Source organism: Erwinia sp. 009765445 (assembly GCF_058137865.1).
In genome coordinates, this window is the sequence record NZ_JBYUWC010000015.1 from 34,107 (window position 1) to 61,068 (window position 26,962).

Sequence of the window (26,962 nt, forward strand, 5' to 3'; positions counted from 1 at the left end):
GCTTAACGGGAATTTCACCGGCTGGTAAGCCGTAAACCGATAGCAGGAGCCTGCATGAAAACCCTTCAATTAGGCAGCACCGACCTGACCGTTTCCCGCCTTTGCCTGGGCTGCATGACTTTTGGTGAGCCTGACCGTGGCCGCCATGCCTGGACTTTACCCGGAGAGAGCAGCAGACCGTTGATCAGGCAGGCGCTGGAGTCCGGCATTAACTTTTTCGATACCGCCAACAGCTACTCAGACGGCAGCAGCGAAGAGATCGTGGGCCGTGCACTGAAAGAATTCGCCCGCCGCGACGAGATCGTGGTGGCAACCAAAGTATATTTTCCGATGAGCAACCTGGCCGGAGGTCTGTCCCGCGACAACATTATGCAATCCATTGATGACAGCCTTGGCCGTCTGGGCATGGATCATGTTGACCTGCTACAGATCCACCGTTGGGACTACAACACGCCACTGGAGGAGACTCTGGAAGCGCTGCACGACGTGGTGCAATCCGGCAAGGCCCGCTATATCGGCGCATCCTCGATGTTTGCCTGGCAGTTTGCCAAAGCGCTTTATACAGCCGATCGCCATGGCTGGACGCGCTTTGTCAGCATGCAGGACCAGTACAACCTGATCCAGCGCGAAGAGGAGCGTGAAATGCACCCGCTCTGCCAGGCAGAAAATATTGCCGTGCTGCCGTGGAGTCCACTGGCGCGTGGACGGCTGACCCGTCCGTGGGGTGAAACCACCGCCCGCTCGGTTTCAGATGAATTTGGCAGCACGCTGTATGACAAAACCGAAGAGAATGACGGCGCGATTGCCCAGCGGGTGGCGAAGATAGCCGAAGATAAAGGCGTCAGCCGGGCGCAGATTGCACTGGCATGGATGCTGGCAAAACCTGCGATCACCGCACCGATTATCGGGGCATCGCGTTCAGAGCAGCTGGCCGACCTGGTTAAAGCAGTGGATGTGGAGCTGACGCAGGAAGAGATGATCGAACTGGAAAGCGTCTATCAGCCGCACAACGTGGTGGGCTTCGAATAACCCTCAGGCGACAAATAAAGCGCAATTATGAAAGCAGGCTTTACGGATTTTTATCCGGGAAGCCTGTACCTCAACTGACAACATGCTCACGACACGTATGGCCGTCAGCGGTTGATCGAGCGGGCCATCCGCGCGTAGGTATGACGTACACCGCGAACAGCGATACTGTACGCCTGAATATTCTCCGGCAAAGCGATCCCTGTATAACCGGTATCACCAATATGATGCAGATCGGCACCCGCCATTTTGCACATCAGCGCTATCTGCCTGATCGTCGACACATCGCAGCCTTCCTGTGAAGTGCCAATAGCCGTCATCACCATTTTACCAGCCTGATGACTGTGACTGATTAACTGCTCTGCATAGGCCTGAGTGATACCAGGCACTGTTCCGGGCGCGGGGATCAGTAAAATATCTGCGCCACAGGCAATAAACTTATCGACATCGGCAGTGGTGATGATTTTTTCACCCGCAGCAGGAAGTATGCCCGCCGAGTGCATTTTGCCCGCGATGATCACCAATTTGTCACCGGTAGCTTCCCGGATTGCACGAATGCAGTTACCTATAGCCTCGTTACTGACGCCATTCCCTGGATTCCCGGTCAGGACAATAAACTTTGCCCCCATCTCTGCCAGCTTCAACGCATTTTGCGACGTTGCCAGCCGTCCGGCTTTCATCGCCCAAAATTCATTATGATGATCTGTAAATCCGGGATCGACAGCTTCAAGATTGACGCCAATGACACGCCCTGTCAGGCGCTGCAAATCCCGCAAGGTCTCACCGGGTTCGCTGCCAGCAGGCATCCCCTGTACGCAAGGTGAGTTAACATCGAACATATTCAGGAGGAGCAAATCGGCCCCCTGGCTGGCGGCCAGTTCCGCGTTGGTCACCGACATCAGCAAAGGTTGTACGGCAGAGATTGTCTCGCTGACTATAATGCGTCCTTCACTCTGGCGCAGCGAATCCAGTAATTCCCGTGCCTGAAGAGCCGCCAGTTCCGAGGCGCTGCAGTCAAGATAGCGTTTAACCATATAAAGCTCCTTATAAAAAGGAGACATTATAGGCAGTAGGTCAGCTGACTGGCTGTGAAACAACCCACATAATTTTCATCGCGAATTAACACCGCTTACAGCGTCAGATGCAGCCCCGCATAGTAAAGGATACCGGCGGAGATAATCCCGGCCACGATATCGTCAACCATAATGCCCATGCCACCGTGCACGTTGCGGTCAAACCAGCGAATGGGCCATGGTTTCCACATATCCAGAATACGAAACACCACGAATCCCGCCAGCACCCATTTCCAGTTATTTACCGGGATCGCCATCAGCGTGATCCACATCCCGATAAACTCATCCCAGACGATACTGCCGTGATCGTGTACGCCCATATCTTTCGCCGTTCGGTGGCAAAGGTAGACCCCAATACAGATGCCGAACATCACCACCAGCGAATAGATATCCGGCGGCAGGTAAATCATCAGGCACCAGAACGGGATCGCGGCCAGGGAACCCATGGTGCCCGGCACATAAGGGCTTAACCCGCTGCCAAACCCCGTTGCCAGCAGGTGCCACGGATTGCTCATTTTCAGGCGACTTTTCGCCACGTCTTTATCGCGAGGCAAAATGATCAAATCCTTTCAATTCGCTTTCCACCGGTTTGCCATCCTGCAGCAGCACCAGCCCTTCAGACTGCGGAGCCATCTGCCCGATGCAGGTAAACGGTACGCCGTAATGTCCCAGCGCTACGTCCAGAGCACCACGGTTGATTTCCGGCACAGTAAAGCACAGTTCGTAGTCTTCACCGCCGCTAAGCGCCCAGCGCAGAGCCTGGTCCGGCTCAAAATACTGCTTCATCACCTTTGATAGCGGCAGGGCATCCAGATTCAGACGCGCACCACAATCGCTGGCCTTCAGGATATGGTGAAGGTCGGAGATCAGCCCGTCGGAGAGATCGATAGCCGAGGTGGCGAGATCGCGCAACGCCTGGCCCTGCAGAATACGTGGCATCGGGCGCAGGTGGCGCTTGATCAGCGCTTCATGTGCCACCGGATCGTTAATTTTCATATGATGCTGCAACAGCGCCAGCCCTGCCGCACTGTCGCCCAGCGTGCCGGTGACGTAAATCCAGTCTCCCGGTCGGGCACCAGAGCGTTTCAGCGCCCTGCCCTGCGGCACCAGGCCGTGAATGCCCAGCGTCAGGCTCAGCGGCCCGCGAGTGGTGTCGCCCCCGACCAGTTGCATATCGTAGTAGTCGAGCAGCTCAAACAGGCTGTCGCTGAAGTCTTTCAGCCAGGCTTCATTTACTTCCGGCAGGGTCAGTGCCAGCGTCAGCCACGCCGGGTCAGCCCCCATTGCCGCCAGATCGCTGAGATTAACCGCCAGCGCTTTGTAGCCGAGATCGGAAGGATGGATATCGCGCAGGAAATGCACGCCTTCAACCAGCGTGTCGGTGCTGATTGCCAGGGTCTGTTTTTCCGGCAGAGTCAGTAATGCGCAGTCGTCGCCGATGCCTTTTTCCACATCGCGACGGGAGCTTGTCACGCGGTCAAAATAACGCGCGATAAGTTCAAATTCGCCACATGCCATACACTGTGTTCCGAGTCTGAAAATGAAGAAGGCCGGTTAAACCGGCCTGAGAGGATTACTTCTTATTGGGGCGGATATGAGGAGCGGCTTTGTCCAGCACGCCGTTGACAAACTTGTGGCTGTCTTCGGCACCAAACACTTTGGCCAGCTCAATCCCCTCGTTGATTGCCACCTTGTAGGGAACGTCGGCACGCTTGCTCAGCTCGAACAGTGAGATGCGCAGAACGGCCTTCTCTACCTGGCCCAGCTCTTCCAGCTGGCGGGACAGGTAAGGCTTCATCAGGCCGTCGAGATACGCGCTGTTGGTCGCAACGCCGCTCAGCAGCTCACGGAAGTAGCTGATATCAACGTCTTTGACGTCTTGCTCCGCAAGAAACTGATATTCGACATCAGCGATGTCGTTGTTAGATAACTGCCAGGAGTAAAGTGCCTGGACAGCACATTCACGGGCGCGGCGGCGAGCAGCAGGTTTCACGAAATTCCCCTTAGGATCAGGCTTTGATGGCTTTCAATACGTTAATCATTTCAAGTGCGGTCAGGGCAGCTTCCGCCCCTTTGTTACCCGCTTTGGTTCCGGCGCGTTCGATGGCCTGCTCGATGTTTTCCGTCGTCAGGACGCCAAAGGCAACCGGGATATCGCTGTTCATTGCCACGCTGGCCAGGCCAGAGCTGGCTTCACCGGCCACGTATTCGAAGTGGGCAGTGCCACCGCGGATCACGGTGCCCAGTGCCACTACGGCGTCGTGCTTGCCGGCTTTCGCCAGCGCGCGCGCGGTGGTTGGCATTTCATAGGCACCCGGCACCCAGACTACGGTGATGTTTTCATCTTTCACCTGGCCGATACGTTTTAACGCATCGAGGGCACCGCTCAGCAGGCTGTCGTTGATAAAGTTGTTGAAACGCGCAATAACAATGGCCACGCGCGCATCAGGAGTAGCAACAGCAGCTTCAATAACTTTCATAATTTTCCTTTCAGGGTTCTGTTATGGCCCCGCAGGGGGGCGGATTCTATCACACTCTTAAACGGTCTGCTTCCGGAGATTCACTCCGTTACCGCCTGGCGACTGGATTCTTGTCAGCAGGCCATAAATCAGGCTGTCAACGTGAGGCGCAAGTCTGGCCCCACCTGACGAATATCGCTGAATGTGAGCGCAGGAGCTTCAGCAAGTTGTGCTAAACCAGGCAGATGGCATAAACCACGCGCCGAATCACCGAGCAGTTTCGGTGCCAGGTAGACAATCAACTCGTCCACCACGCCCGCAGTCAGCAACGCGCCCGCCAGCTTAGCGCCGGCTTCCACCCAGACGTTGTTAATCTGCCGACGTCCCAGCAGCATCATCAGCGACACCAAATCTACCTGTCCATTGAGCTGAGGTGCAGTGAACTGTTCCACATTCTCAGGCCAGGCCCGCGTATCGGCCTGATGACGGGCCAGCCAGGTCTGCCCCGGCTGTGCAATCAGGCGGTGCTGGGGCGTAACCCGGTTATGACCATCAATTACCACCCGCACTGGCTGACGTAAATTTTCCTGCGCATATATGGTCTGCGTCTCCGCACTTAATTCATCCCAGCGCACGGTCAGCGAAGGATCGTCTGCCAGCACCGTGGCACCGGTGGTCAGGATAGCCGAGCTTTGCGCACGCAGGCGCTGTACATCACGGCGGGCTTCCGGGGAGGTTATCCACTGGCTTTCACCGCTGGCCATTGCCGTACGACCGTCCAGCGAAGCACCCATCTTCAGCTGTACCCACGGGAAGCCGGTGCGCATCCTCTTGAGAAAGCCCCGGTTCAGCGCTTCTGCTTCCTGCATCATCAGCCCATGGCTGACCTCAATTCCTGCCTGCTGAAGCCGATACAAACCGCGTCCTGCCACTTCCGGGTTCGGGTCCTGCATGGCAGCAACCACCCGGCAGACGCCAGCGGCAATTAAAGCATCACAGCAGGGTGGCGTGCGGCCATGATGGCTGCAAGGCTCCAGCGTGACATAAGCAGTTGCACCGCGCGCTTTTTCACCAGCCATCCGCAGCGCGTGTACTTCGGCATGCGGCTCCCCGGCGCGAAAATGATACCCTTCGCCGACCATTTCGCCGTCACGGACAATCACGCAGCCGACGTTAGGATTTGGAGTGGTGGTGAACCGACCCCGACGGGCCAGTTCAAGGGCTCGCGCCATCCAGACTTCATCTTGCATGGTTCAGTCCTGTAAGCGGGCGATCTCTTCGCCAAATTCACGGATATCTTCAAAACTACGATAAACAGAAGCAAAGCGGATATAGGCCACTTTATCGAGCTTTTTCAACTCGTCCATCACCAGATTGCCGATCATCTTACTGGGCACTTCACGCTCGCCGGTGGAGCGCAGCTGGCTCTTGATATGGCTGATGGCGTTTTCCACATCGTCGGAATTCACCGGGCGCTTCTCCAGCGCTTTCAGCATACCGCTGCACAGCTTGTCTTCGTTAAACGGTTCGCGGATCTCGTTGCTTTTGACCACCCGTGGCATAACCAGCTCGGCCACTTCGAAAGTGGTGAACCGCTCATGGCACACCAGACACTGACGGCGGCGACGCACCGAGGTGCCTTCCCCCACCAGGCGGGAATCGATCACTTTGGTATCCACAGCGGAACAGAACGGGCAATGCATGGTGCTTCCTGATAATCCTGGAAATTTGACCACAGTGTAGCGCGAAGTCAACGCTAACAAAATAACGGGCTGGCCATTTCCGCCCTTTCCCGGAAAAGTTCGTTCCCCGATGACTTTCAGACAGCCGTACGCAGAACAGACTCGACTTTCCCGCTATAATAACTTAGTTACATAGCGTAACTTTTTCTCTTATCAAGGATTAACCGGAGGATATATGGGACTGTTTAACTTCGTAAAAGAAGCAGGTGAGAAATTGTGGGACTCCGTTACCGGCTCAGGTGACGATCAGAGTAAGAAACTGCAGGACTACATCAGCAAGCGGGGCCTGCCCGGCGCGGATAAGGTGGATGTGAAGGTCACCGACGGCAAAGCCAGCATCAGCGGTGACGCAATCTCCCAGGAGCTGAAGGAGAAGATCCTGATTGCTGCTGGTAACGTGGCCGGTATTACCTCGGTGGAAGATAACGTTAACGTCGCGCAGCCAGCCACAGAAGCAAAATTCTATACTGTGAAGAAAGGCGATACCCTGAGTGCCATTTCACGTGAAGTGTATGGTGATGCAAACAAATACAATAAGATATTCGAGGCTAACAAGCCGATGCTGTCTCATCCGGACAAAATCTATCCCGGGCAGACACTGCGTATTCCTGAATAATTTAACTGCAAGGAGCTGACTGGTAATGACCAGAGTGGTAATGAGAAAGCCCGTTTTGCTGGTAGCAGCACTGCTGCTGGCAGGTTGTGCAACGCCCTCACAGCAGCCGGAATTGAACAAGCTGCATACTCAGGTTGGCAAGCTGAATGGCGAACTGCGCCAGCTGACCCAACAGGCTACGGCGCTGACCCAGCAGAACATGCTTAACACTAACTCCACTCAGGGCGCGTGGCTGTTGCCCGCCGCCAACACCGCGGTGGTGCTGAAAAGCCAGGCAGGCGATGTTCGCCTGTCGCTGAGCCATGTTTCAAGTGAAGCCAACGGTACCCGTGCGATCCTGAATATCCGCGCGGCCGGAGAAAATACCCTTCCGGCCTTCACCGTCCGTGTCGAATGGGGAGAAATGGATCCGACAACCGGCAAACCGTTGCAGGTCGACAGCCAGAGTCAGTTGATCAACGTGGCGGGATCTCTGCTGCCACGCAGTGAAGTGACCATCCCGCTGCGGCTGAGCAACACCGTGCCGGAACAGTCAGGTTACATTCGCGTTCATGACCTCGTGGTACAGGCTCCCGTTCAACCCACCAGCCAGCCATAAAAAAAGGCCGCTTTCGCGGCCCTTCTCATTTCTGACAGTCCAGATTAAGGCAGAATTGAAGGCTGGTCTGCGCCCTCTTTTTCCACTTTCTGCACCAGCATATGCTCGCGCTTCATGCCCAGCTTCAACGCCAGCGCCGAAGAAACATAAATTGACGAGACAGTACCGATAGTCACACCGATCAGCATAGTCAGTGAGAAGCCTTTCAGCAGCTCACCGCCAAAGACGAACAGGATCAGAATCATCGCTAACGTGGTCAGCGAGGTAATCAGCGTTCGGCTCAGCGTTTGGGTCAGCGACACATTGGTAATATCGTAAGAGGATCCCCGTCGAATCTTGCGGAAATTCTCACGTATACGGTCGGAGACAACAATTTTATCGTTAAGCGAATAACCTATTACCGACATCAGCGACGCGACAATGGTAAGGTCAATTTCGACCCGAAACAGCGCCAGCAGACCGCTGGTGATGATCACATCGTGTGCCAGCGCCAGCACGGTACCCAGGGCCAGACGCCATTCAAAACGGAACCCAATGTAGATCAAAATCGCTATCAGTGCCGACAGCAGTGCCATCGCCCCCGTCTGCGCCAAATCACTGCCGACGCTGGGACCAACGAATTCGATACGCTTAACACTGGCGTTCTGCTGGGTCGTCTGATTGATAACCGAAACCACTTTGTTACCTAATTCCGTACCAGCCGGACCTGACACCGGTGCCATACGCACTATCACGTCACGGCTGCTGCCGAAATTCTGCACCTGTGGCTCGTGAAAACCGGCTTTCACCAAATCATCACGTAACACCTCAAGATCGGCCGGTTTTTCCAGATTGATTTCAATTACCGTACCACCGGTAAAATCAAGTCCCCAGTTGAAACCACGTATGCCAATAACAGCCACCGCAGCCACAATCAGTAGCCCTGAGATAATAAAGGCCAGTCGGTCCCAGCTCATAAAATCAATGACTTTACGGCCGTGGTTCAACTGTTCAACGTTATATTCCTGTGCCACAACGCACTCCTCAGATAGACAGCTTATTGATGCGTTTGCCACCGTAAACCAGATTAACAATGGCACGGGTACCTATAATCGCCGTGAACATCGACGTCCCAATACCGATTGCGGTAGTAATCGCAAAGCCTTTGATCGAACCGGTTCCGACCGCATACAGAATGATAACTTTGATCAGAGTGGTAATGTTCGCATCGACAATACTTGAGAAAGCGCCTTTATAGCCTTCATGAATTGCCTGCTGAACAGAACGACCGTTACGCAGCTCTTCTTTAATACGCTCGTTGATCAGAACGTTAGCATCAACGGCTACCGCCAGCGTCAACACAATACCGGCAATACCCGGCATGGTCAGCGTCGCGCCTGGCAGCAATGACATGATACCGACAATCAGCACCAGGTTAAGCAGCAGCGCAGAGGTCGCAATCAGACCAAACTTCTTGTAGAAGATAATCATGAACAGGATCGAGGCGATCAGGCCCCACAGACAGGCTTCCAGACCCTGAGTGATGTTCTGCTGGCCCATAGTCGGGCCAATAGTCCGCTCTTCCACAATCTGAATTGGGGCAATCAACGCACCGGCACGCAGCAGCAGCGAGAGCTGGCGGGCTTCGTTAGGGTTGCTGATACCGGTGATACGGAAGCTGTTACCCAGACGAGACTGGATGTTGGCTACGTTAATCACTTCTTCCTGCTTCGCCAGGATCGCCCGGCCGTTGGCATCTTTCTTACCGCTGTCTTTGTATTCCACAAACAGGGTTGCCATTGGCTTGCCGATATTGTCCTTGGTGAAGTTGGACATGATGTTACCACCGGCACTGTCCAGCGAGATGTTGACCTGTGCCTGGTTGTACTCATCCTGGCTCGACGTGGAGTCAGTGATGTGGTCACCGGTCAGGATCACACGCTTGTACAGCGTCACTGGCTGCCCGTCACGGGTGTTTTTCACTTCTGAGTCGCCCGGTACGCGGCCGTTAGCTGCAGCAGTTGGGTCGACAGAAGTGTTTACCAGACGGAATTCCAGGGTGGCAGTTGCGCCCAGAATCTCTTTCGCACGTGCGGTATCCTGAATACCAGGCAGTTCCACCACAATACGGTCAGAGCCCTGACGCTGCACCAGTGGCTCAGCCACGCCCAGTTGGTTGACACGATTACGCAGAATGTTGATGTTCTGCTGCACCGCGTATTCACGCGCTTCACGCAGACGCTCGTCAGTCATCACCGCTCGCAGGGCATTGCTGCCGCTGGTGCTGATCACCATGTCACGGTGGCGACCAGTCAGATAGCTGACGGCATCATCACGCGCCTGACCGTCACGGAAACGAATTTCCAGACCGTAGTTATCAGTTTTGCGAACGTTGGTATAAGGAATGTTTTTGTCACGCAGATCGCTGCGCAGGTTGTCGATGTTCTGCTCCTGGAGTTTCCCCAGAGCGGTATCCATATCGACTTCCATCAGGAAGTGTACGCCGCCACGCAGATCGAGACCGAGTTTCATCGGCTCTGCCTGCAGCAGGCTCAGCCAGGCTGGCGTGGCAGGGGCAAGGTTAAGCGCTACAACGTAGTTCTCACCCAACGCCTGAGTAATGGCATCACGGGCACGCAGCTGCAAGTCACCGTTGGCAAAACGCGCCATAATCGCGCCATTTTCAAGCAGCAGTGATTTGCTCTGAATATTGTCTTTTTTCAGTACGTCCTGGATCTGACCCAGCGTTTGCTCACTGGCGGCGCTTCCGCGCGCGCCAGTGACCTGAACAGCCGGATCCTCACCATAAAGGTTGGGAAGTGCGTACACCAGACCGACGATTAACACGACGATCAGCATGATGTACTTCCACAAAGGATAACGGTTTAACACGGCAGTTCCCTTAGGGAAAACAAAAAATTACAGCGCCTTCATCGTACCTTTCGGCAGAACGGCAGCCACGAAATCACGTTTGACCACAACTTCCGTTGTATCGTTCAGCGCGATTGCCACATAGCCAGTTTCAGCCACTTTGGTCACACGGCCCACCAGACCACCGGTGGTCAGCACTTCATCACCCTTGGAAATGGAGTCCATCAGTTTTTTGTGCTCTTTCGCACGTTTCTGCTGTGGGCGCAGGATCATGAAATAGAAAATCAGACCAAACACCACCAGCATAATGACCAGTGAATACGGGCTTCCCTGAGATGGCGCCCCAGCGGCGGCCACTGCGTCAGAAATGAACAAGCTCATTAAATTTCCCTCATTGTTTAATTATCAGACGTTTAACGGCGGAACCGCCTTGCCCGTCCGGTCATAGAATTCGGTAACAAAGTGCTCTAATTTACCCTCTTCAATAGCCTGGCGTAAACCCGCCATCAAACGCTGGTAATAGCGCAGGTTATGAATGGTGTTCAGGCGCGCACCCAGTATTTCGTTACAACGATCAAGATGATGCAAGTAGGCGCGGCTGTAATGGCGACAGGTGTAGCAATCACAGTCGGCATCGAGCGAGGACGTGTCATCTTTATACTTCGCGTTGCGGATTTTCACCACGCCATTGGTCACAAACAGGTGACCATTGCGGGCATTACGGGTTGGCATCACGCAGTCGAACATATCAATGCCGCGACGCACGCCTTCCACCAGATCCTCGGGTTTGCCGACGCCCATCAGGTAGCGCGGTTTGTCCTCAGGGATCTGCGGGCAGACATGCTCGAGAATCCGGTGCATATCCTCTTTTGGCTCGCCGACCGCCAGGCCGCCCACAGCGTAACCATCAAAGCCAATATCTACCAGCCCTTTTACCGAGACATCTCGTAAATCTTCGTAAACCCCACCCTGGATAATGCCGAAAAGCGCATTTTTATTCTCAAGGGAATCAAAGCGATCGCGACTACGTTGTGCCCAGCGCAGCGACATCTCCATCGAGCGCCTGGCATAATCCCAGTCGGCCGGGTAAGGCGTACACTCGTCAAAGATCATTACGATATCGGAGCCCAGATCGTACTGGATCTCCATGGATTTTTCCGGGTCGAGGAAGATTGCATCGCCGTTGATTGGGTTGCGGAAATGCACGCCTGCTTCGGTGATCTTACGAATGTCACCCAGGCTGAAGACCTGGAAACCGCCGGAATCAGTAAGGATCGGCCCTTTCCACTGCATAAAGTCGTGCAGGTCGCCATGCAGCTTCATGATCTCCTGGCCCGGACGCAGCCATAAATGGAAGGTGTTGCCGAGAATGATCTGGGCTCCGGTTTCCTGCACTTCTTCCGGCGTCATGCCTTTAACGGTGCCGTAAGTGCCCACCGGCATAAATGCCGGAGTTTCCACCACGCCACGGTCAAAGACCAGACGGCCACGGCGCGCGCGCCCATCGGTAGTATCTAATTCGAACTTCACGTTGCCTCCACCAGAGAAACAGTCTGATGTTTAGTGTTAACGATCACACCCCATGTGTGACCGGGAGAGCCGCCGTGCGGGGCACGACTGGCAGAAAATTATTTACTCACCTTCTCATGCACCGCTTCAGGATTGCGGGTGATAAACATCGCATCGCCGTAGCTGAAGAAGCGATACTGCTCCGCCACCGCCTGCTGATAAGCATGCATGGTGTTGCGGTAACCGGCAAAGGCCGAGACCAGCATAATCAGCGTGGATTCCGGCAGGTGGAAGTTGGTCACCAGCGCATCAATCACCTGATACTGGTAGCCCGGAAAGATAAAGATTTTGGTGTCATTGAAGAACGGCGCTATCAGCGCGTCGGTTGCTGCCTGCGCCGCGCTTTCCAGCGAACGGACAGAAGTTGTGCCCACGGCCACCACGCGATTTCCGCGAGCCTTGCAGGCCAACACGGCATCAACCACTTCCTGAGGCACTTCGGCATATTCGGCATGCATGATGTGGTCTTCGATACTCTCCACCCGGACCGGCTGGAAAGTTCCCGCGCCAACGTGCAGAGTGACGAAAGCGGTTTCAATCCCTTTAGCCCGCAATGCTTCAAGCATCGGTTGATCAAAATGCAAACCGGCGGTCGGCGCGGCAACAGCCCCAGGACGTTCGCTGTAGACCGTCTGATACAGCTCGCGGTCCGCCTCTTCATCCGGACGATCAATATAAGGAGGCAGCGGCATATGGCCAACGGCGTTGAGGATATCCAGCACTGCACGTTCATCGTCAAAGTGAAGCTCAAACAGCGCATCGTGACGGGCGACCATAGTGGCCCTGACGCTTTCGTCGTCGCCAAGCAGCAGTTCAGTGCCTGGTTTTGGCGCTTTAGAGGAACGTACGTGAGCCAGCACGCGGTGATCGTCCAACATCCGTTCCACCAGAACTTCAATTTTCCCACCGCTGACCTTGCGACCAAATACTCGCGCAGGAATCACCCGCGTGTTGTTGAACACCAGCAGGTCGCCCGGATTGAGTTTATCCAGTAAATCGGTGAACACCCCATGCGTCAGCTCGCCGTCCGGCCCATTAAGGGACAGAAGACGGCATCCGCTGCGCTGGGCCTGCGGATAGTGGGCAATCAAAGAATCGGGCAACTCAAAAGAAAAATCGGCAACGCGCATGGTCATTCACTGTCAGGGAAATCAGGGCGCACATTCTAGCTGAAATCCCGCCATATCTAAACAACCGTGAGATAACGCCGCTGTGATGGCAATGGATAAAGCGATATACTCCCCCGATGAACTTTCTTGCCCATCTCCATCTCGCCTCACTGGCTGACAGCTCCCTCATCGGTAATCTGATGGCCGACTTTGTGCGCGGCAATCCGCGCGAGGTCTGGCCGGAAAAGGTTGCAGCAGGCATTCTGCTGCACCGGCGTATCGACGTGATGACCGATTCGCTGCCTGAAGTACGGGCAGCGCGCAGCTTATTCCGGGCAGAAACTCATCGTGTAGCCCCGATTACGCTGGACGTTATCTGGGATCATTTTCTGTCATTAAACTGGGATAAAATTCACCCGGAAAAATCTTTGCCAGCTTTTCTGGCCAATTGCAGAAGTGTGATCGAACCGAAATTGCACACCACACCGGAGCGGTTCCGCACACTTAATCGTTACTTATGGACCGACCGCTGGATGGAGAAGTATGCCGAAGCGGCTTATTTGCAGAGTGTGTTAAGCGGCATGGCCAGCCGTCGTCCCCGCCTGGCGGCATTGACGGACTCGTACCAGGATTTCATCGCGCATTATCAGCAATTTAGCGAACTCTTCTGGCAGTTCTACCCGCAGATGATGGCAAAAGCTTCGCAGCAGGCTCTCTGAGCGGCAGATAAACGCATAACCCTTGCCCTTTTGGCAAAAAAGGTTATTGTATGAGGCTTCCTTGTGAATTATTCTTTTTCGATAGTTTTAACCTATCGGAACAATCGATGAATTACGCTGGTTCGTGGGCCGAAATCGCCCGTATACTTGCGTTCTTGTCTTCTTAATCTAACTACCTTTACAGGAGTGAACATGGTCCTGGTAACTCGTCAAGCCCCTGATTTTACTGCCGCAGCTGTGCTGGGCAACGGTGAAATCGTTGAAAACTTCAACTTTAAAAAACACACCGCTGGTAAAGCCACCGTTGTGTTCTTTTGGCCAATGGACTTCACTTTCGTTTGCCCTTCTGAACTGATCGCTTTCGACAAGCGTTACGAAGAGTTCCAGAAGCGCGGCGTGGAAGTTGTAGGCGTTTCCTTCGACTCCGAGTTCGTGCACAACGCATGGCGTAAGACCCCAATTGAAAAAGGCGGCATCGGCGAAGTGAAATACGCCATGGTTGCTGACATCAAGCGTGAAATCCAGAAAGCCTACGGCATCGAGCACCCGGACGCAGGCGTTGCGCTGCGCGGTTCATTCCTGATCGACAAAGCCGGTGTGGTTCGTCACCAGGTTGTTAACGATCTGCCGCTGGGCCGTAACGTAGACGAAATGCTGCGTATGGTTGACGCGCTGCAGTTCCACGAAGAGCACGGCGAAGTGTGCCCGGCTCAGTGGGAAAAAGGAAAAGAAGGTATGGGCGCGTCTCCGGATGGCGTGGCTAAATACCTGTCTGAGAACGCTGGCAAGCTGTAATCGCCGCCTCTTAGTCCGAAAAAGCCCGCAAATGCGGGCTTTTTTTTGCGCCTGAGATAAGGCCAGGGCATGCTGACCGCTGTCTTCAGCCGAAAGCGCATGGATGAACCTGATGCCCGATGTGATCAAGACCTTCCCGATAGTGATGCTGGCCGCAGCGCTGGCTGCTCCTTTTCTGGCCCACGCCGAACCCCATTACATCCTGGAAAAAGTGGTGGAAGTCAGCCGCCACGGTGTCCGGCCGCCCTCTCCTGATAACCGTAAAGAGATTGAAGCCGGAACGGCGCGCTCCTGGGCCAGCTGGCTGACACCGGACGGTGAACTCACCGGCCATGGCTACACCGCAGTCTGGCTGAAGGGGCAATATGAAAGCCAGCGTTATCACCAGCTCGGCCTGCTGAAAGACGGCTGCCCTGCCAGCGGAGAATTCTACATTCGCGCCAGCCCGTTCCAGCGAACCCGCGCGACGGCGAAAGCGCTGACCGAAGCGGCTTTCCCCGGCTGCAGTATCGCTATTAACAGTGAAAAAGAAGATCCCCTTTTCTTTGCTCCGGCTAAAAAAGCCAGCCCTGAAGAGGCTGAAGCAACCCGTCAGCAGGCGCTGCAGGCAATGGGCGGCAACCTTGCCAGCGCTCAGCAACGCTTACAGCCGCAAATTGACGCACTAAAAAAGGCACTCTGTCCGCCAGGGCAAAGCTGCCCGCTCTTCAGCCAGCCATGGGAACTGAAAAGCTGGTCGTCCGGCGGTGTTGGCATCAAAGGTCTGGACTCGCTGGCGGCGATGGCAGAAACGATCCGGCTGGAATACAGCGAGAACAAACCCACCGCTCAGGTGGCATTCGGGCATGCCCGCAGTGCTGAAGAGGTTGCCAGACTGCTGCCGCTGCTGACCGCAAAATATGATTACACCAACGATCTGCAAGGCCCGGCACAGCGCGGTGCTTCGCTGCTGATGGATCAGATTGCCAGAGCCCTGCAACAGGGCGTAACCGACCAGCAAAATGCCCCACCTGACGTCCGCTGGCTGCTGTATGTGGCGCATGACATCAATATCTCCTGGCTGCGTACCCTGCTGGACTTCCGCTGGCAGCAGGGCCTCTATCCTGCGGGCAATATTCCTCCCGGCGGCAGCCTGGTGTTTGAACGCTGGCGCAATGACCACCAGCAACGTTTTATCCGCATCTATTTTCAGTCGCAGGGTCTGGATCAGCTGCGCCAGCTGACGCCACTCAGTCAGCGCAATCCTCCGTTGCTCAGCGAGCTGAAGTTCACTGGCTGCAAGGCAACCCCGGTGGGCACGCTTTGCCCATATGACACATCACTGCAACGTATTGAGAAGAATATAGATCGTTCGTCGATCGCACCGATCGATTATCCGCAATCATGACCTGAGGAGTTGACCGTGACGCCAGAGGCTTTACAACAACGCTATCTTTTTGCCCGTGAGGTGGCCGGAGACGCTGCCGCTTTTGCCTTTTCGTTCTTCCGGCAGCGCGCCCAACTGGCTGTCGAACGCAAGGAGGGCAACATGCAGGATCTGGTCAGCCGTGCCGATCGGGAAGTGGAAGATCTGATCCGTAACCGGTTGAAGCAGCAGTTCCCGCAGGATGGTTTTCTCGGCGAAGAAGGCGGTGGAACACAGGCAGATGCTGCCTGTCTGTGGGTGGTGGACCCGATTGATGGCACCAGCTGTTTTCTCAACGGCCTGCCAGCCTGGTGCGTCTCCATTGCGGTAATTGTTGACGGCGAACCCGCCATCGGCGTGATCTGCGATCCCAACCATGATGAAGTGTTCCACGCCTGCAGGGGTGGCGGAGCCTGGCTAAACGAGGCACCAATGCAGGTCCATCCGGGGCTGACGCTAAAAGAAGGCGTGACCGGGATCAGCAACTCACCAAAGATTGCACCGGAAATCATCACCGGATTTATTCAGCGCCTGCTGCTGCAGGAGGGTATGTTTGTCCGCCTGGGATCGGGCGCACTGACGGCGGCATGGGTAGCGGCTGGTCGCCTGATTGGCTTTTACGAACCGCATACCAATGCGTGGGATGCGCTGGCAGGGCTGGTGCTGGTCAGGGAAGCTGGCGGCGTCAGTAATGATTTTCTGGCCGGAAATGGCCTGAGGAACGGCAATGCGATCCTGCTGGGGAACCCGACGATTTACGAACAGATTAAGGCACTTTCTGACCATTAACAACGCAGGTCAAACTACCCTCAGAACAACAGGAATACGTAAGATTTCATGTTGATTCGATAAAAAATGTAACTTAGTATCCTTTCTGTTCAACACAAAGCCCCTATCCGTAGTGGGCCTTTTTTGTTCTCACAGCAAGCAAAACCTGAAAACATCAAAACCAGGAATAACTGGTTGAATAATATTTATTTTTGACAAGGATTAGTCAATGAAGGGGATTCTCACCCTTATCGTTAACCGTAAAAACTGCGCTGCTTTTTTCACTACCTTTCCTCTGCTGTTTTTGCTGCCTGCGGTAAACGCCGCAGACTTTAATGAGCCGCTACTTCTGCAGCAACAGCGTCAGAAAGCGCTGGAACAGCAGCTGAATCCCCCCGCGCCTGACGTGCGTCTTTCTCCGCCGTACCGATTTGACCGTTTATCTTTCCCGGATGAAAAACCCTGTTTCCCGATATCAAAGGTGATCCTCAGCGGCAATGATGCCCTGCCCGGCTGGCTGCCGTTGCAGCGTCTGGGCAATCAGGCCGCTGGCCATTGCCTGGGCGGCAAAGGCATCAACCTGCTGATGAGCACCCTGCAGAACCGCCTGATCGACCACGGCTACATCACCACCCGCGTGCTGGCTCCGGCCCAGGATCTGAAAAGCGAAGAGCTGAAACTGGTGGTGGTGCCAGGCAAAGTGCATAACGTTATCCTGACGCCTGACAGTGACCATTATGTTACGCTGTACGGAGCTTTCCCGGCTCATGCCGGAGCGCTGCTTGACCTGCGTGATATTGAGCAAGGGCTGGAGAACCTGCAGCGCCTGCCAACCGTGCAGGCCAGTATGGAAATTGTGCCGGGAACCGGTCCTGGCGAAAGCGATGTGCTGCTGCGCTGGCAACAAAGCCGGTTGTGGCGCATCGGTGCTTCGCTGGATGATTCCGGCACCCGTAGTACTGGTCGCTATCAGGGTGGCCTGACCGTCTCGCTGGATAACCCATTTTCGTTCAGCGACCTCTTCTATGTGTCCGCCAGCAGCAGTCTGGAAAAACATCACGATAAAGGCACCAGCAACCTGACCGGCCACTACTCGGTGCCGTTCGGCTGGTGGACCGCGGGGCTTACGGTCAACAGCTATGACTATCACCAACTGGTTGCAGGGCTGAATCAGGACTATCGCTACAGCGGCAAAAGCCAGAACCTGGATTTCCAGCTCAGCCGCATCCTGCACCGCTCAGGCAGCCAGAAAACCACCCTGACTTATGACGTGCTGGCGAAAGAGTCAAAGAACTACGTTAACGATACGGAAGTGGAAGTGCAGCGCCGCCGCACCTCGGCGTGGCGTGTTGGCTTACAGCACCGTCACTATATTGCGCAATCCACGCTGGATGCTGGGATCAGCTATCAGCGCGGCACCCGCTGGTTCGGCGCGCTCTCCGCACCAGAAGAGAGCTTTGGCGAGGCCACGGCACTGTCCAAAATTGTGCAGATCTCTGCGCAGTTAAATATCCCCTTCACGCTGGGCACGCAGAAATTCCATTACAACGTGCAGTATCAGCGCCAGTTCAGCAACACCCCTCTGACGACACAGGAGCAGTTTGCCATTGGCAGCCGCTGGTCGGTACGGGGTTTTGATGGCGAGCGCTCTCTGAACGCCGATCGTGGCTGGTTTGTACGCAATGACCTTGCCTGGGCCACCCCACTGCCGCAGCAGGAGCTGTATGTGGGCGTCGACTACGGCGAAGTCGGCGGCAAAGGCACAGAAAATCTGGTGGGCAACCACCTTGCCGGGGGCGCGATTGGCCTGCGCGGGCAGGCATTCAACGTGGGCTATGACCTGTTTGCCGCCGTGCCCTTCTCCAAACTTGACGGATTCAGGACCGACCCGGTTTCGCTAGGCTTCACGCTTAACTGGCAGTACTGATTGGGCTGACAAGGACGTAATTATGAACAAGAATTTCTACCGTATCGTTTTCAATAAAGCCCGCGGCATGCTGATGGTCGTTGGTGAATTCGCCACGTCGGCACACGGCACCGCCTCTCCTTCTTCTGAATCGGGTCAGAGTCTGATCCGGCTGGTCAGCAAACTTTCTGCATTGCAATTTGCGCTGCTGATCTCTCTGGGCTTTGTCAGCCTGACTTCCACTGCGGCAGTCGTCGCCGACGGTCAGGCTCCGGGTAATCAGCAGCCGACCATTATCAGCTCGGCTAACGGCACACCCCAGATTAATATTCAGACCCCCAGTAGCGGCGGCGTATCCCGCAACGTCTACAGCCAGTTTGATGTTGATAACAAGGGCGTGGTGCTGAACAACAGTCACACCAGCACACAGACCCAGCTGGCCGGAATGGTGAACGGCAACGGCAACCTGGCCAGAGGCGAGGCGAAAGTCATCCTCAACGAAGTCAATGCACGCAATGCCAGCCAGCTCAACGGCATGATTGAAATCGCAGGCCAGAAAGCCCAGGTCGTCATTGCCAACCCGTCGGGTATTACCTGTAACGGCTGCGGCTTTATCAACGCACATCGCGCCACCCTGACCACTGGCCAGGTGCAAATGAATAACGGTTTAATCACCGGTTATGACGTGAACAACGGGGAGATTGTCATTCAGGGTGCAGGCATGGACAGCAGCCGTCAGGACAGCACCGATTTGATCGCCCGCGCGGTAAAGGTCAATGCCGGGATCTGGGCTAACGAACTGAAAGTGACCGCAGGCCGGAACAACGTCGATGCCGATCATAACGCGGTGACGGCCAAAGCCGCCGATGGCAGCACTGCACCGGCCCTCGCGATTGATGTTGCAAGTCTGGGCGGCATGTATGCCAATAAAATCCGCCTGTTGGGCACCGAAAACGGCGTGGGCGTCCACAATGCCGGAAATATCGGTTCCTCTGCAGGTGATGTGGTTGTCAATGCCGATGGCAGCATTGGCAATACCGGCAGCATCAACGCTTCACAGAACCTGCAACTGACCTCTCAACACCTGGTGGATAACAGCGGCAAAATTTATGCAGCAGGCAGCACCGATATTACGGCCGGGGGCATGCTTAATAACAACGGGATTATTGCCGCCAGCAATAACACCACGCTGAGCGCCGCTTCGGTCGCCAGCAGTTCAACAGCTGCACTGGCTGCGGGCATGAACAGCGACGGCTCGCTGGGATCGGCAGGTAATTTGACCGTGACCAGCCAGGGCGAACTGAAGATTAACGGCCAGGCTTTCGCGGCGAGCCAACTGACTGCGACAGGCACAACAGTGGATCTGAGCGGCAGCCAGACTTTTGGTAATGACATATTGCTGCAGGCCAGCTCAGGCAACATCAGTATGGCAAAGGCCACCGTGGCAGCCACGCATCAGCTTACGGCTACCGCTCGTGACACCATAAATAACGATGGCGGCAAAATGTCGGCTGATACGCTGAACCTCAATGCCCGCTCGTTCTCCAGTCAGCAGGGACTGGTTCAGCAGCTTGGAACCAGCGATCTGCAACTGTCCTTTGACGATGGGTTGAATAATGCTGACGGTAAAATTGCCAGCAATGGCCTCAATCTGACGCTGAACACCTCATCATTCAACAATCAGCAGGGTTCACTGCTGCTCAACGGCAGCGGCGATCTCTCCATAACGGTCGAAGGCATGCTGGATAATCAGCAGGGCAACATTGCAGCAAACGGTAATGTTCAGCTGAAGGCAGGCAACCTGAATAACCAGCAGGGACAGCTGATTGCTGCGCAGAACGGTGCATTGCAGGTTGATACTCAGGCTCAGATCAACAACCAGCACGGTGTGATGGCCGCAGCCGATAACCTGTCACTGGAGAGCACCGGCCTGAATAATGCGGGCGGCCTGCTGCAGGCCGGTGCAGATATGAAGCTGGCTTTAGCGGATGGCGATCTTATTAACCGTTACAGCGGAGATAATGGCGGCATTCTCAGCCACGATAACCTGACGATTAAAGGTGGCAATATTGATAACACTGGCGGGTTTATCGCCGCAGGCGGTAATGCCTCAGTGACCGGGCTGAACCTGTCCAACCAGCAGGGCACGCTTGCCAGTGACGCGGGCCTGAGTCTCACGACCAAAGCACTGAACAACCAGTCCGGCCGCGTTCAGGCGGGAACCAGCCTTAATCTGAATACCCGTGGCAACGCGCTGACCAATACCGGCGGCGTGTTCAATGCGGGCAAGAGCCTGACGCTGTTGACGGGCGCTCTGCTCAATTCATCGGGGCAGTTAATCAGCTCCGGCGCGCTGCAGCTCAACACGCAGGGCCAGCAGTTAAATAACAACAGCGGCACTATTATTGCCCGGGGTGATGCGCAGCTGAATACTGGTACCCTGTCGAACATTGGCGGGCAGATGCAGATAGCAGGCAACGCGCTGCTCAACGCAGGCGGGACCGGCCTGGACAACACTTCCGGGCTGATACGTGGAGGAACAAACCTGTCCCTTACCACGGCTCAGTTGATCAACCGTAACACCCAAAGCGAAAACACCGGCATTGAAGGCCAGTCTGTCACTCTTTCAGGCGACAAACTCGATAACTCAGACGGTGCAATAAGGGCAAATGACCTGCTCGATATCACCGCCGCCAGCACCCTGAATAACAGCGATGGTCTGATTTCGTCCGCTTCCCTGCTCAATTTCAACGGCGGCAACTCGCTGGCATTCACCAACACCGCAGGCACGCTGATTGGCGGAAGCGCCGTGAATCTGACCGCATATTCATTGAGTGGCGACGGCCGGGTGCTGTCTCAGAACACCATGAAACTGGTCTTACAGCAGGCCTTTTTCAATCAGGGTGACGTTATTGCTAACGGGGATATGAACTTCACCGTGGGAAATGGCCTGGTGAATCAGTCGCTGATTAAAGCTGGTGGCGTATTTAACCTGCAGGCTGGCGGGCTGGAGAACCAGCAGTCGGCGGAAATCAGCGCCGGAGAAAATCACCTGCTGATTTCCGGCGATGTCATCAACCGGGGCCTGCTTGATGGCGGGCTGACGCACGTCTCAGCCTCTACCCTGACCAATACCGGAACCGGACGCATCTACGGCGACCATGTTGCGCTGCACACCGGCACGCTGAATAACCTGGCCGAAAACTGTACGGCCGCAACGATTGCCGCCCGTGACCGGCTGGATATCGGCGCTGGTGTCATAAACAACTATCAGCACGGGTTGATTTACAGCGCCGGAGACATTGCCATCGGCGGGATACTGGACGGTAGCTGGCGGGCCAATGGCAAAAGTTCAGTTTTCAATAACCACAGCGCCACGCTGGAATCCGCCGGGGATATGACGCTCAATATCGGCGAGATTAACAATATCAATGACCATCTGGTGACAGAGGTGGTGGTAGTTGAGCAGTCATCTCATCATGAAGCTGTTTTGAGCAGTTCAACCACCCGCTATAACTGGGACGATGTGAATACCAGCACCTCGAATAAATATGGCGTTCATGCCGCAATAATGCCGGACGGCTCCAGCGGCCGGACCTTCTACGAATATCAGTATGACCGGACCATCACGGAGACACAGGTGATCGAGAGCGACCCCGGTCAGATTATGGCTGGCGGCAATCTGACCATCAACAGTGACCGGGTAAATAACCACGACAGCCGCATTGTTGCCGGAGGCCTGCTCGGCATCATCATCGGCGAGCTGAATAATATCGCGACCACGGGTGAGCGGGTGATCACCGATATCGGTAAACAGATCCGCTGGTATGCCAAAAAATCGGGTGGCAGTATTGGCGGCACGAAAACGTCACAGGGCAAGGACAGCGACACCTACAGCCCTGACGACATTATCCAGACCATCGACCTGCAGACCATAGCGTGGCAGGGAAATGCAGCAATCAGCGGCAGCGAAACAACTATCGCCGGGCGCGACACATCAGGAACGGATACCACCATCATTCACGCAGGCGATATCACCGCGGATACCGGACAGACGCCGCTGACCCCACCTTCCGGGCAGTTGGTTGAAATCGTTCCGCCAGGCAGTGATGGCGATACCGTGATAAAGATGATCGCCCCAAACACCAGCCTGCCGGATAGCAGCCTCTGGCAGTTGCATCCCGGCAGTGACGTGCCTTTCCTGATTGAGACAGATCCCCGCTTTACCAATAAAAAACAGTGGCTGGGCAGTGATTATATGCAGAATCAGTTCACTCAGGATCCGGGCAATGTGCTGAAGCGTTTGGGAGATGGTTTTTACGAGCAGCAGCTGATCCGCCAGCAGGTAGTGGCGCTGACCGGCAATCGTTACCTGAGCGGCTACAGCAGCGACGAAGCACAGTTTCAGGCACTGATGGATGCCGGCGTTACTTTCGGGAAAGATTACAACCTGACTCTCGGGGTGGCGCTGACGGCACAGCAGATGGCGCTGCTGACCAGCGATATGATCTGGCTGGTTAAACAGACCATAACCCTGCCGGACGGCACCACTCAGGACGTACTGGTGCCGCAGCTTTATGCCCGCGTCAAATCTGGCGACCTCGACGGCAGTGGCGCACTGCTGGCGGGTAATAACATCTCACTCAACGTCAGCAACGACCTGACCAACAGTGGGCACATCAATGGCCGTGAAGTGACGCAGCTGACGGCAGACAGCCTGAACAACAGCGGCTTTATCGGTGGTGACAAGGTCTCTCTGCAGGCTCGCACCGATATCAACAATATTGGCGGAACACTGCAGGGCGGCAGCAGCCTGACGGCGATTGCAGGTCGGGATATCAACAGCATCAGTACCCTGGGCGGCAGTCAGGGCAGCATCACCTTCGATCGTCCGGCAGGCATCTACGTGCAGAACGATAATGGTACGCTGGGCCTGCAGGCTATGAACAACATTAACCTGACCGCGACGCAAATCAGCAACAGCGGTAAGGACAGTCAGACTAAGATCATCGCCGGGAACGATCTGAACCTGAATACCATCACCACCACCAGTAGCGAAAAAGGAAGCTGGGGCAAAGGCAATGACCGCACCCTGGCGCAGAGCACGGATGTCGGTAGCCAGATTAACGGTAATGGTGAGGTATTGCTGTCGGCGGGCAACGATCTGAATGCAAGAGCGGCAACGGTCAGTGCCAGCGAAGCTCTGAGCGTAGTGGCAGGTAATGATATCACCATCACCAGCGGTGATGCGTCTTACCATCTTACCGAAAACAGCCATCAGACCAGCAGCGGTATGCTGTCGAAAAAATCTGTCACCACCCATGATGAAGTGCAAAGCCAGAGCGCGGTAAGCAGCAATTTCGACGGCGATACGGTCACGATGCAGGCCGGACATGACCTGAGTGTTTCAGGAAGCAACGTGGTGGGCACCCACGATGTGGCTCTGGTTGCGGGCAATGACCTGACTATCACCACGGCTGATGAGAGCCGTCAGGAAAACCATCTGCGTAAGGAAACGAAAAGTGGCCTGTCCGGCACCGGTGGCATCGGCGTCACGGTGGGCAGCAGCTCGCTGAAAATCACTGACGATGCGGCAACCCGCAGCAGCCTTGGCAGTACCGTTGGCAGCTCGCAGGGCAACCTGACCCTGACCGCAGGTAACAAACTGGCGGTGCAAGGGTCTGACGTGCTTGCAGGAAAAGATCTGAGCCTGACAGGTAAAGAAGTCAATATCCTGGCGGCGGAGAATCAGAACAGCCAGACCCATACCGTAGAACAGAAACAGAGCGGCCTGACGCTGGCACTCTCTGGCGCTGTCGGTAGCACAATTAATTCTGCGGTCTCTGCCGCAAACGATGCCAGCAGTGAAAGCAATGACAGGCTGGCAGCTCTTAAGGGTGTGAAAGCTGCACTGACCGGCGTACAGGCTTACCAGGGCACGCAACTGGCCGGGGCTGGCGGCAGTGAAGGCAGTATGATCGGCGTCAATCTCTCTTATGGCAGCCAGTCATCCAAATCAACCCAGACAGCCACACAGACCAGTAACCAGGGCAGCACGCTGACGGCAGGCAATAATCTGACCATTAATGCCACCGGAACGGATATCAACGTTCAGGGCAGCCAGCTTCAGGCCGGTAATGATGCCAGTCTCAGCGCATCGCGTGACGTTAACCTCACCTCAGCTCAGGACAGCCACACGCTGGAGGGCAAAAACGAGAGCAAGGGCGGCTCCATTGGAGTCGGCATCAACTTCGGTCAGGGAGCCAATGGTCTGTCACTGAATGCCAGCGTCAACAAAGGCAAAGGCTCTGAGACCGGCAATGGCACTACCCATAGTGAGACCACCGTTAACGCCGGAAATAACCTGACCATTAACAGCGGTCGTGATACCACCCTCACCGGCGCACAGGTCAGCGGCGAGAAAGTCACGCTTGACGTGGGCCGCAACCTGACCCTGACCAGCGAGCAGGACAGCGACTACTATGACTCGAAGCAGCAGAACGTCAGCGCCGGAGGAAGTATCAGCATGGGCGGCGGCAGTGGCTCCGTGAATCTGAGCCGCGACAAGATGCACAGCACCTTTGAAACAGTGCAGGAACAGACCGGCATCTTCGCTGGTGCGGGCGGTTTTGATGTGACGGTCGGCGAACATACGCAACTGAACGGTGCGGTCATCGGTTCGACGGCAACGGCGGATAAGAATAAACTCGACACCGGTACGCTGGGGTTCAGCGATATCAAAAACAGCGCTGAATATGAAGTTGAGCACCAGAGCGTGGGTATCAGCTCGGGTGGTAGTATTAGTGGTCAGTTCGCAGGGAATATGGCCAACGGGCTGCTGACCGGGGTGAACGGTTCAGGCAGTGACAGTTCCACCACGAAGTCCGCGGTAAGCGAAGGCACCATTACCATTCGTGACCAGGATAAGCAGAAACAGAACGTCGATGAGCTGAGCCGCGATGTTGAGCATGCCAATCAGACGCTGAGTCCCATCTTTGATAAGGAGAAGGAGCAGCGGCGGTTGCAGGAAGCGCAGCTGCTGGGAGAAATCGGCAACCAGGCAGCGGATATCGCCAGGACGCAGGGAGACCTCAACGGATTGAACGCGGCGAAAGAGAAGTACGGCCCGCTGAAGGAGAACGCCACGGAGCAAGAACGTGCGGCGTATCTGGATATGCTGCGCAACTCGGATGAATACAAAGGCGAAATGCAGAAGTTCGGCACTGGCAGCGCCATCCAGCAGGGTATCCAGGCGGCCACGGCGGCACTCCAGGGTCTGGCGGGGGGTGATATCGCTAAGGCCATTGCGGGCGGTTCCGCGCCGTATCTGGCGGAGGTCATACATAATATGACCACCGACCCGAAAACCGGCCAGGTGAACACCGAAGCCAACCTGATGGCCCATGCCGTGCTGGGTGCGGTGGTGGCGCAGATTAACGGCAACAGTGCGCTGGCCGGAGCCGTGGGGGCCACCACCGGCGAGTTTCTCGCGCAGCAGCTCTATCCGGGCGTGCCACGTGACCAGGTGACCGAAGATCAGCGGCAGACCATCAGTGCGCTGGCAACGCTGGCGGCAGGTCTTGCGGGTGGCGTTGCCGGTGACAGTACGGCGGATGCGGTGGCGGGAGCGCAGGCGGGGAAAAACTCGTCGAACAACAACAACCTCTCCCTGCCCGGAGGCATGGGCAGCTACGGTCAGGCAGCGGCTTCTCTGGGATCTGCAATGATCGAGGCTGGCGCAACCACAGATGAAATCAACGCGGCGCTGAGCAAGAATGCGAAAGGTGATTTACCGGAAGGGGCTAATATCACCAAAGCTATCGTTGACGGTTATAAAGATGGCGTGCTGATTGCCGGTGCGTGGTATTTGGGGCCTGCGGCAAGCATCGGAAAAGTTGTTGCAGGTGCAACAATAGCAGAAATAGCCAACGGCACTTATCAGTGGTTCGATCTGAGCCGACCGGGCAATGAAAATAAAACCTGGGATTACGGCAGCAGCCTGGCAGCCGGAATAACCGGGGCGCTGGCTCCGGGGCGCGACATATGGCCAAACGTGGGCATAGCGGCAGGTGGCGCGGTGTTTACGGATGGTGCAGATGTCGGGGCTGTTGCCGGTGCAGCTTTAGGGGCTTGGGCTGGCGGAAAGTTCGGACAGTTAGCTCCCTTCCCTGGGGAAGTAAATGATATGTTTGGTGGCATCGGAGGAGAAATAATAAGCAATAAAGTTAAGGATAAAGTTAATGGAAACTAAAAACAACCTGAAGAGAGCAACTTTTACTGCTTTTTTGTTAAGCACAATTTTTTATAGCTTTTGCTTTTTTGCATTT

The 26,962-nt window shown here is 55.5% G+C and carries 21 protein-coding genes; 9 read left to right on the forward strand and 12 right to left on the reverse strand.

Annotated features, from left to right (window positions below):
* Positions 1-54: 54 nt before the first annotated feature.
* A complete protein-coding gene (locus AC3Y5R_RS16770; protein ID WP_489922260.1) occupies positions 55-1,029 on the forward strand; it encodes an aldo/keto reductase in 975 nt (324 codons plus the stop codon).
* Positions 1,030-1,133: 104 nt separating this feature from the next.
* On the opposite strand, the gene AC3Y5R_RS16775 is transcribed toward AC3Y5R_RS16770, so the two are convergent.
* From AC3Y5R_RS16775 to nrdR, 7 genes are all read right to left on the reverse strand, one after another.
* Complete coding sequence (locus AC3Y5R_RS16775; protein WP_489922261.1) at positions 1,134-2,060, reverse strand: DUF7916 family protein; 927 nt, start codon at positions 2,058-2,060, stop codon at positions 1,134-1,136.
* A gap of 95 nt (positions 2,061-2,155) precedes the next feature.
* Positions 2,156-2,662 (reverse strand): phosphatidylglycerophosphatase A, encoded by a 507-nt coding sequence (pgpA, locus tag AC3Y5R_RS16780; protein WP_489922262.1) that lies wholly within the window; start codon positions 2,660-2,662, stop codon positions 2,156-2,158.
* Positions 2,640-3,617, reverse strand: coding sequence for a thiamine-phosphate kinase (gene thiL, locus AC3Y5R_RS16785; RefSeq protein WP_489922263.1), 978 nt, complete (start codon positions 3,615-3,617; stop codon positions 2,640-2,642). The genes pgpA and thiL overlap by 23 nt, the downstream gene beginning before the upstream one ends.
* Positions 3,618-3,672: 55 nt before the next feature.
* Positions 3,673-4,092 carry a transcription antitermination factor NusB gene (gene nusB / locus AC3Y5R_RS16790; RefSeq protein WP_158783330.1) on the reverse strand — a complete coding sequence of 140 codons (420 nt, stop codon included), beginning with the start codon at positions 4,090-4,092 and terminating at the stop codon, positions 3,673-3,675.
* 16 nt (positions 4,093-4,108) lie between these two features.
* Positions 4,109-4,579 carry a 6,7-dimethyl-8-ribityllumazine synthase gene (gene ribH / locus AC3Y5R_RS16795; protein WP_158783331.1) on the reverse strand — a complete coding sequence of 157 codons (471 nt, stop codon included), beginning with the start codon at positions 4,577-4,579 and terminating at the stop codon, positions 4,109-4,111.
* 128 nt (positions 4,580-4,707) lie between these two features.
* On the reverse strand, positions 4,708-5,808 hold the full coding sequence (ribD, locus tag AC3Y5R_RS16800) for a bifunctional diaminohydroxyphosphoribosylaminopyrimidine deaminase/5-amino-6-(5-phosphoribosylamino)uracil reductase RibD (protein WP_489922264.1): 1,101 nt from the start codon (positions 5,806-5,808) through the stop codon (positions 4,708-4,710).
* Between the two features lie 3 nt (positions 5,809-5,811).
* A complete protein-coding gene (gene nrdR, locus AC3Y5R_RS16805; RefSeq protein ID WP_158783333.1) occupies positions 5,812-6,261 on the reverse strand; it encodes a transcriptional regulator NrdR in 450 nt (149 codons plus the stop codon).
* Positions 6,262-6,475: 214 nt separating this feature from the next.
* Here nrdR and lysM point away from each other — a divergent pair, with 214 nt between their 5' ends.
* Positions 6,476-6,916, forward strand: a complete 441-nt coding sequence (gene lysM, locus AC3Y5R_RS16810; RefSeq protein ID WP_489922265.1) for a peptidoglycan-binding protein LysM — start codon at positions 6,476-6,478, stop codon at positions 6,914-6,916.
* A 25-nt stretch (positions 6,917-6,941) separates the two neighbouring features.
* Positions 6,942-7,514 (forward strand): SadB/YajI family lipoprotein, encoded by a 573-nt coding sequence (locus AC3Y5R_RS16815; protein WP_489922266.1) that lies wholly within the window; start codon positions 6,942-6,944, stop codon positions 7,512-7,514.
* Between the two features lie 44 nt (positions 7,515-7,558).
* On the opposite strand, the gene secF is transcribed toward AC3Y5R_RS16815, so the two are convergent.
* The 5 genes from secF to queA all read right to left on the reverse strand — a co-directional run bounded on the left by secF (position 7,559) and on the right by queA (position 13,063).
* Positions 7,559-8,527 (reverse strand): protein translocase subunit SecF, encoded by a 969-nt coding sequence (secF, locus tag AC3Y5R_RS16820; protein ID WP_489922267.1) that lies wholly within the window; start codon positions 8,525-8,527, stop codon positions 7,559-7,561.
* Between the two features lie 10 nt (positions 8,528-8,537).
* The gene (secD, locus tag AC3Y5R_RS16825) at positions 8,538-10,385 is read right to left on the reverse strand and encodes a protein translocase subunit SecD (protein ID WP_489922268.1); all 1,848 of its coding nucleotides are present in this window, start codon (positions 10,383-10,385) and stop codon (positions 8,538-8,540) included.
* A gap of 27 nt (positions 10,386-10,412) precedes the next feature.
* The gene (yajC, locus tag AC3Y5R_RS16830) at positions 10,413-10,745 is read right to left on the reverse strand and encodes a preprotein translocase subunit YajC (RefSeq protein ID WP_024967238.1); all 333 of its coding nucleotides are present in this window, start codon (positions 10,743-10,745) and stop codon (positions 10,413-10,415) included.
* A gap of 24 nt (positions 10,746-10,769) precedes the next feature.
* Entirely contained in the window at positions 10,770-11,894 is a 1,125-nt protein-coding gene (gene tgt, locus AC3Y5R_RS16835; RefSeq protein WP_489922269.1) for a tRNA guanosine(34) transglycosylase Tgt, read from the reverse strand.
* 98 nt (positions 11,895-11,992) lie between these two features.
* Positions 11,993-13,063 (reverse strand): tRNA preQ1(34) S-adenosylmethionine ribosyltransferase-isomerase QueA, encoded by a 1,071-nt coding sequence (queA, locus tag AC3Y5R_RS16840; RefSeq protein WP_489922340.1) that lies wholly within the window; start codon positions 13,061-13,063, stop codon positions 11,993-11,995.
* Between the two features lie 116 nt (positions 13,064-13,179).
* On the opposite strand from queA, the gene AC3Y5R_RS16845 reads away from it, so the two are divergent.
* The 6 genes from AC3Y5R_RS16845 (at position 13,180) to AC3Y5R_RS16870 (ending at position 26,886) form a co-directional block, all read left to right on the forward strand.
* Complete coding sequence (locus AC3Y5R_RS16845; RefSeq protein ID WP_489922270.1) at positions 13,180-13,761, forward strand: ACP phosphodiesterase; 582 nt, start codon at positions 13,180-13,182, stop codon at positions 13,759-13,761.
* A 192-nt stretch (positions 13,762-13,953) separates the two neighbouring features.
* On the forward strand, positions 13,954-14,556 hold the full coding sequence (locus AC3Y5R_RS16850) for a peroxiredoxin C (RefSeq protein ID WP_158783342.1): 603 nt from the start codon (positions 13,954-13,956) through the stop codon (positions 14,554-14,556).
* A 103-nt stretch (positions 14,557-14,659) separates the two neighbouring features.
* On the forward strand, positions 14,660-15,943 hold the full coding sequence (locus AC3Y5R_RS16855; protein ID WP_489922271.1) for a histidine-type phosphatase: 1,284 nt from the start codon (positions 14,660-14,662) through the stop codon (positions 15,941-15,943).
* 9 nt (positions 15,944-15,952) lie between these two features.
* Entirely contained in the window at positions 15,953-16,750 is a 798-nt protein-coding gene (locus tag AC3Y5R_RS16860; protein ID WP_489922272.1) for an inositol monophosphatase family protein, read from the forward strand.
* Between the two features lie 208 nt (positions 16,751-16,958).
* Complete coding sequence (locus AC3Y5R_RS16865) at positions 16,959-18,656, forward strand: ShlB/FhaC/HecB family hemolysin secretion/activation protein (RefSeq protein ID WP_489922273.1); 1,698 nt, start codon at positions 16,959-16,961, stop codon at positions 18,654-18,656.
* Between the two features lie 22 nt (positions 18,657-18,678).
* Positions 18,679-26,886 (forward strand): two-partner secretion domain-containing protein, encoded by an 8,208-nt coding sequence (locus AC3Y5R_RS16870; RefSeq protein WP_489922274.1) that lies wholly within the window; start codon positions 18,679-18,681, stop codon positions 26,884-26,886.
* Positions 26,887-26,962 lie beyond the last annotated feature (76 nt).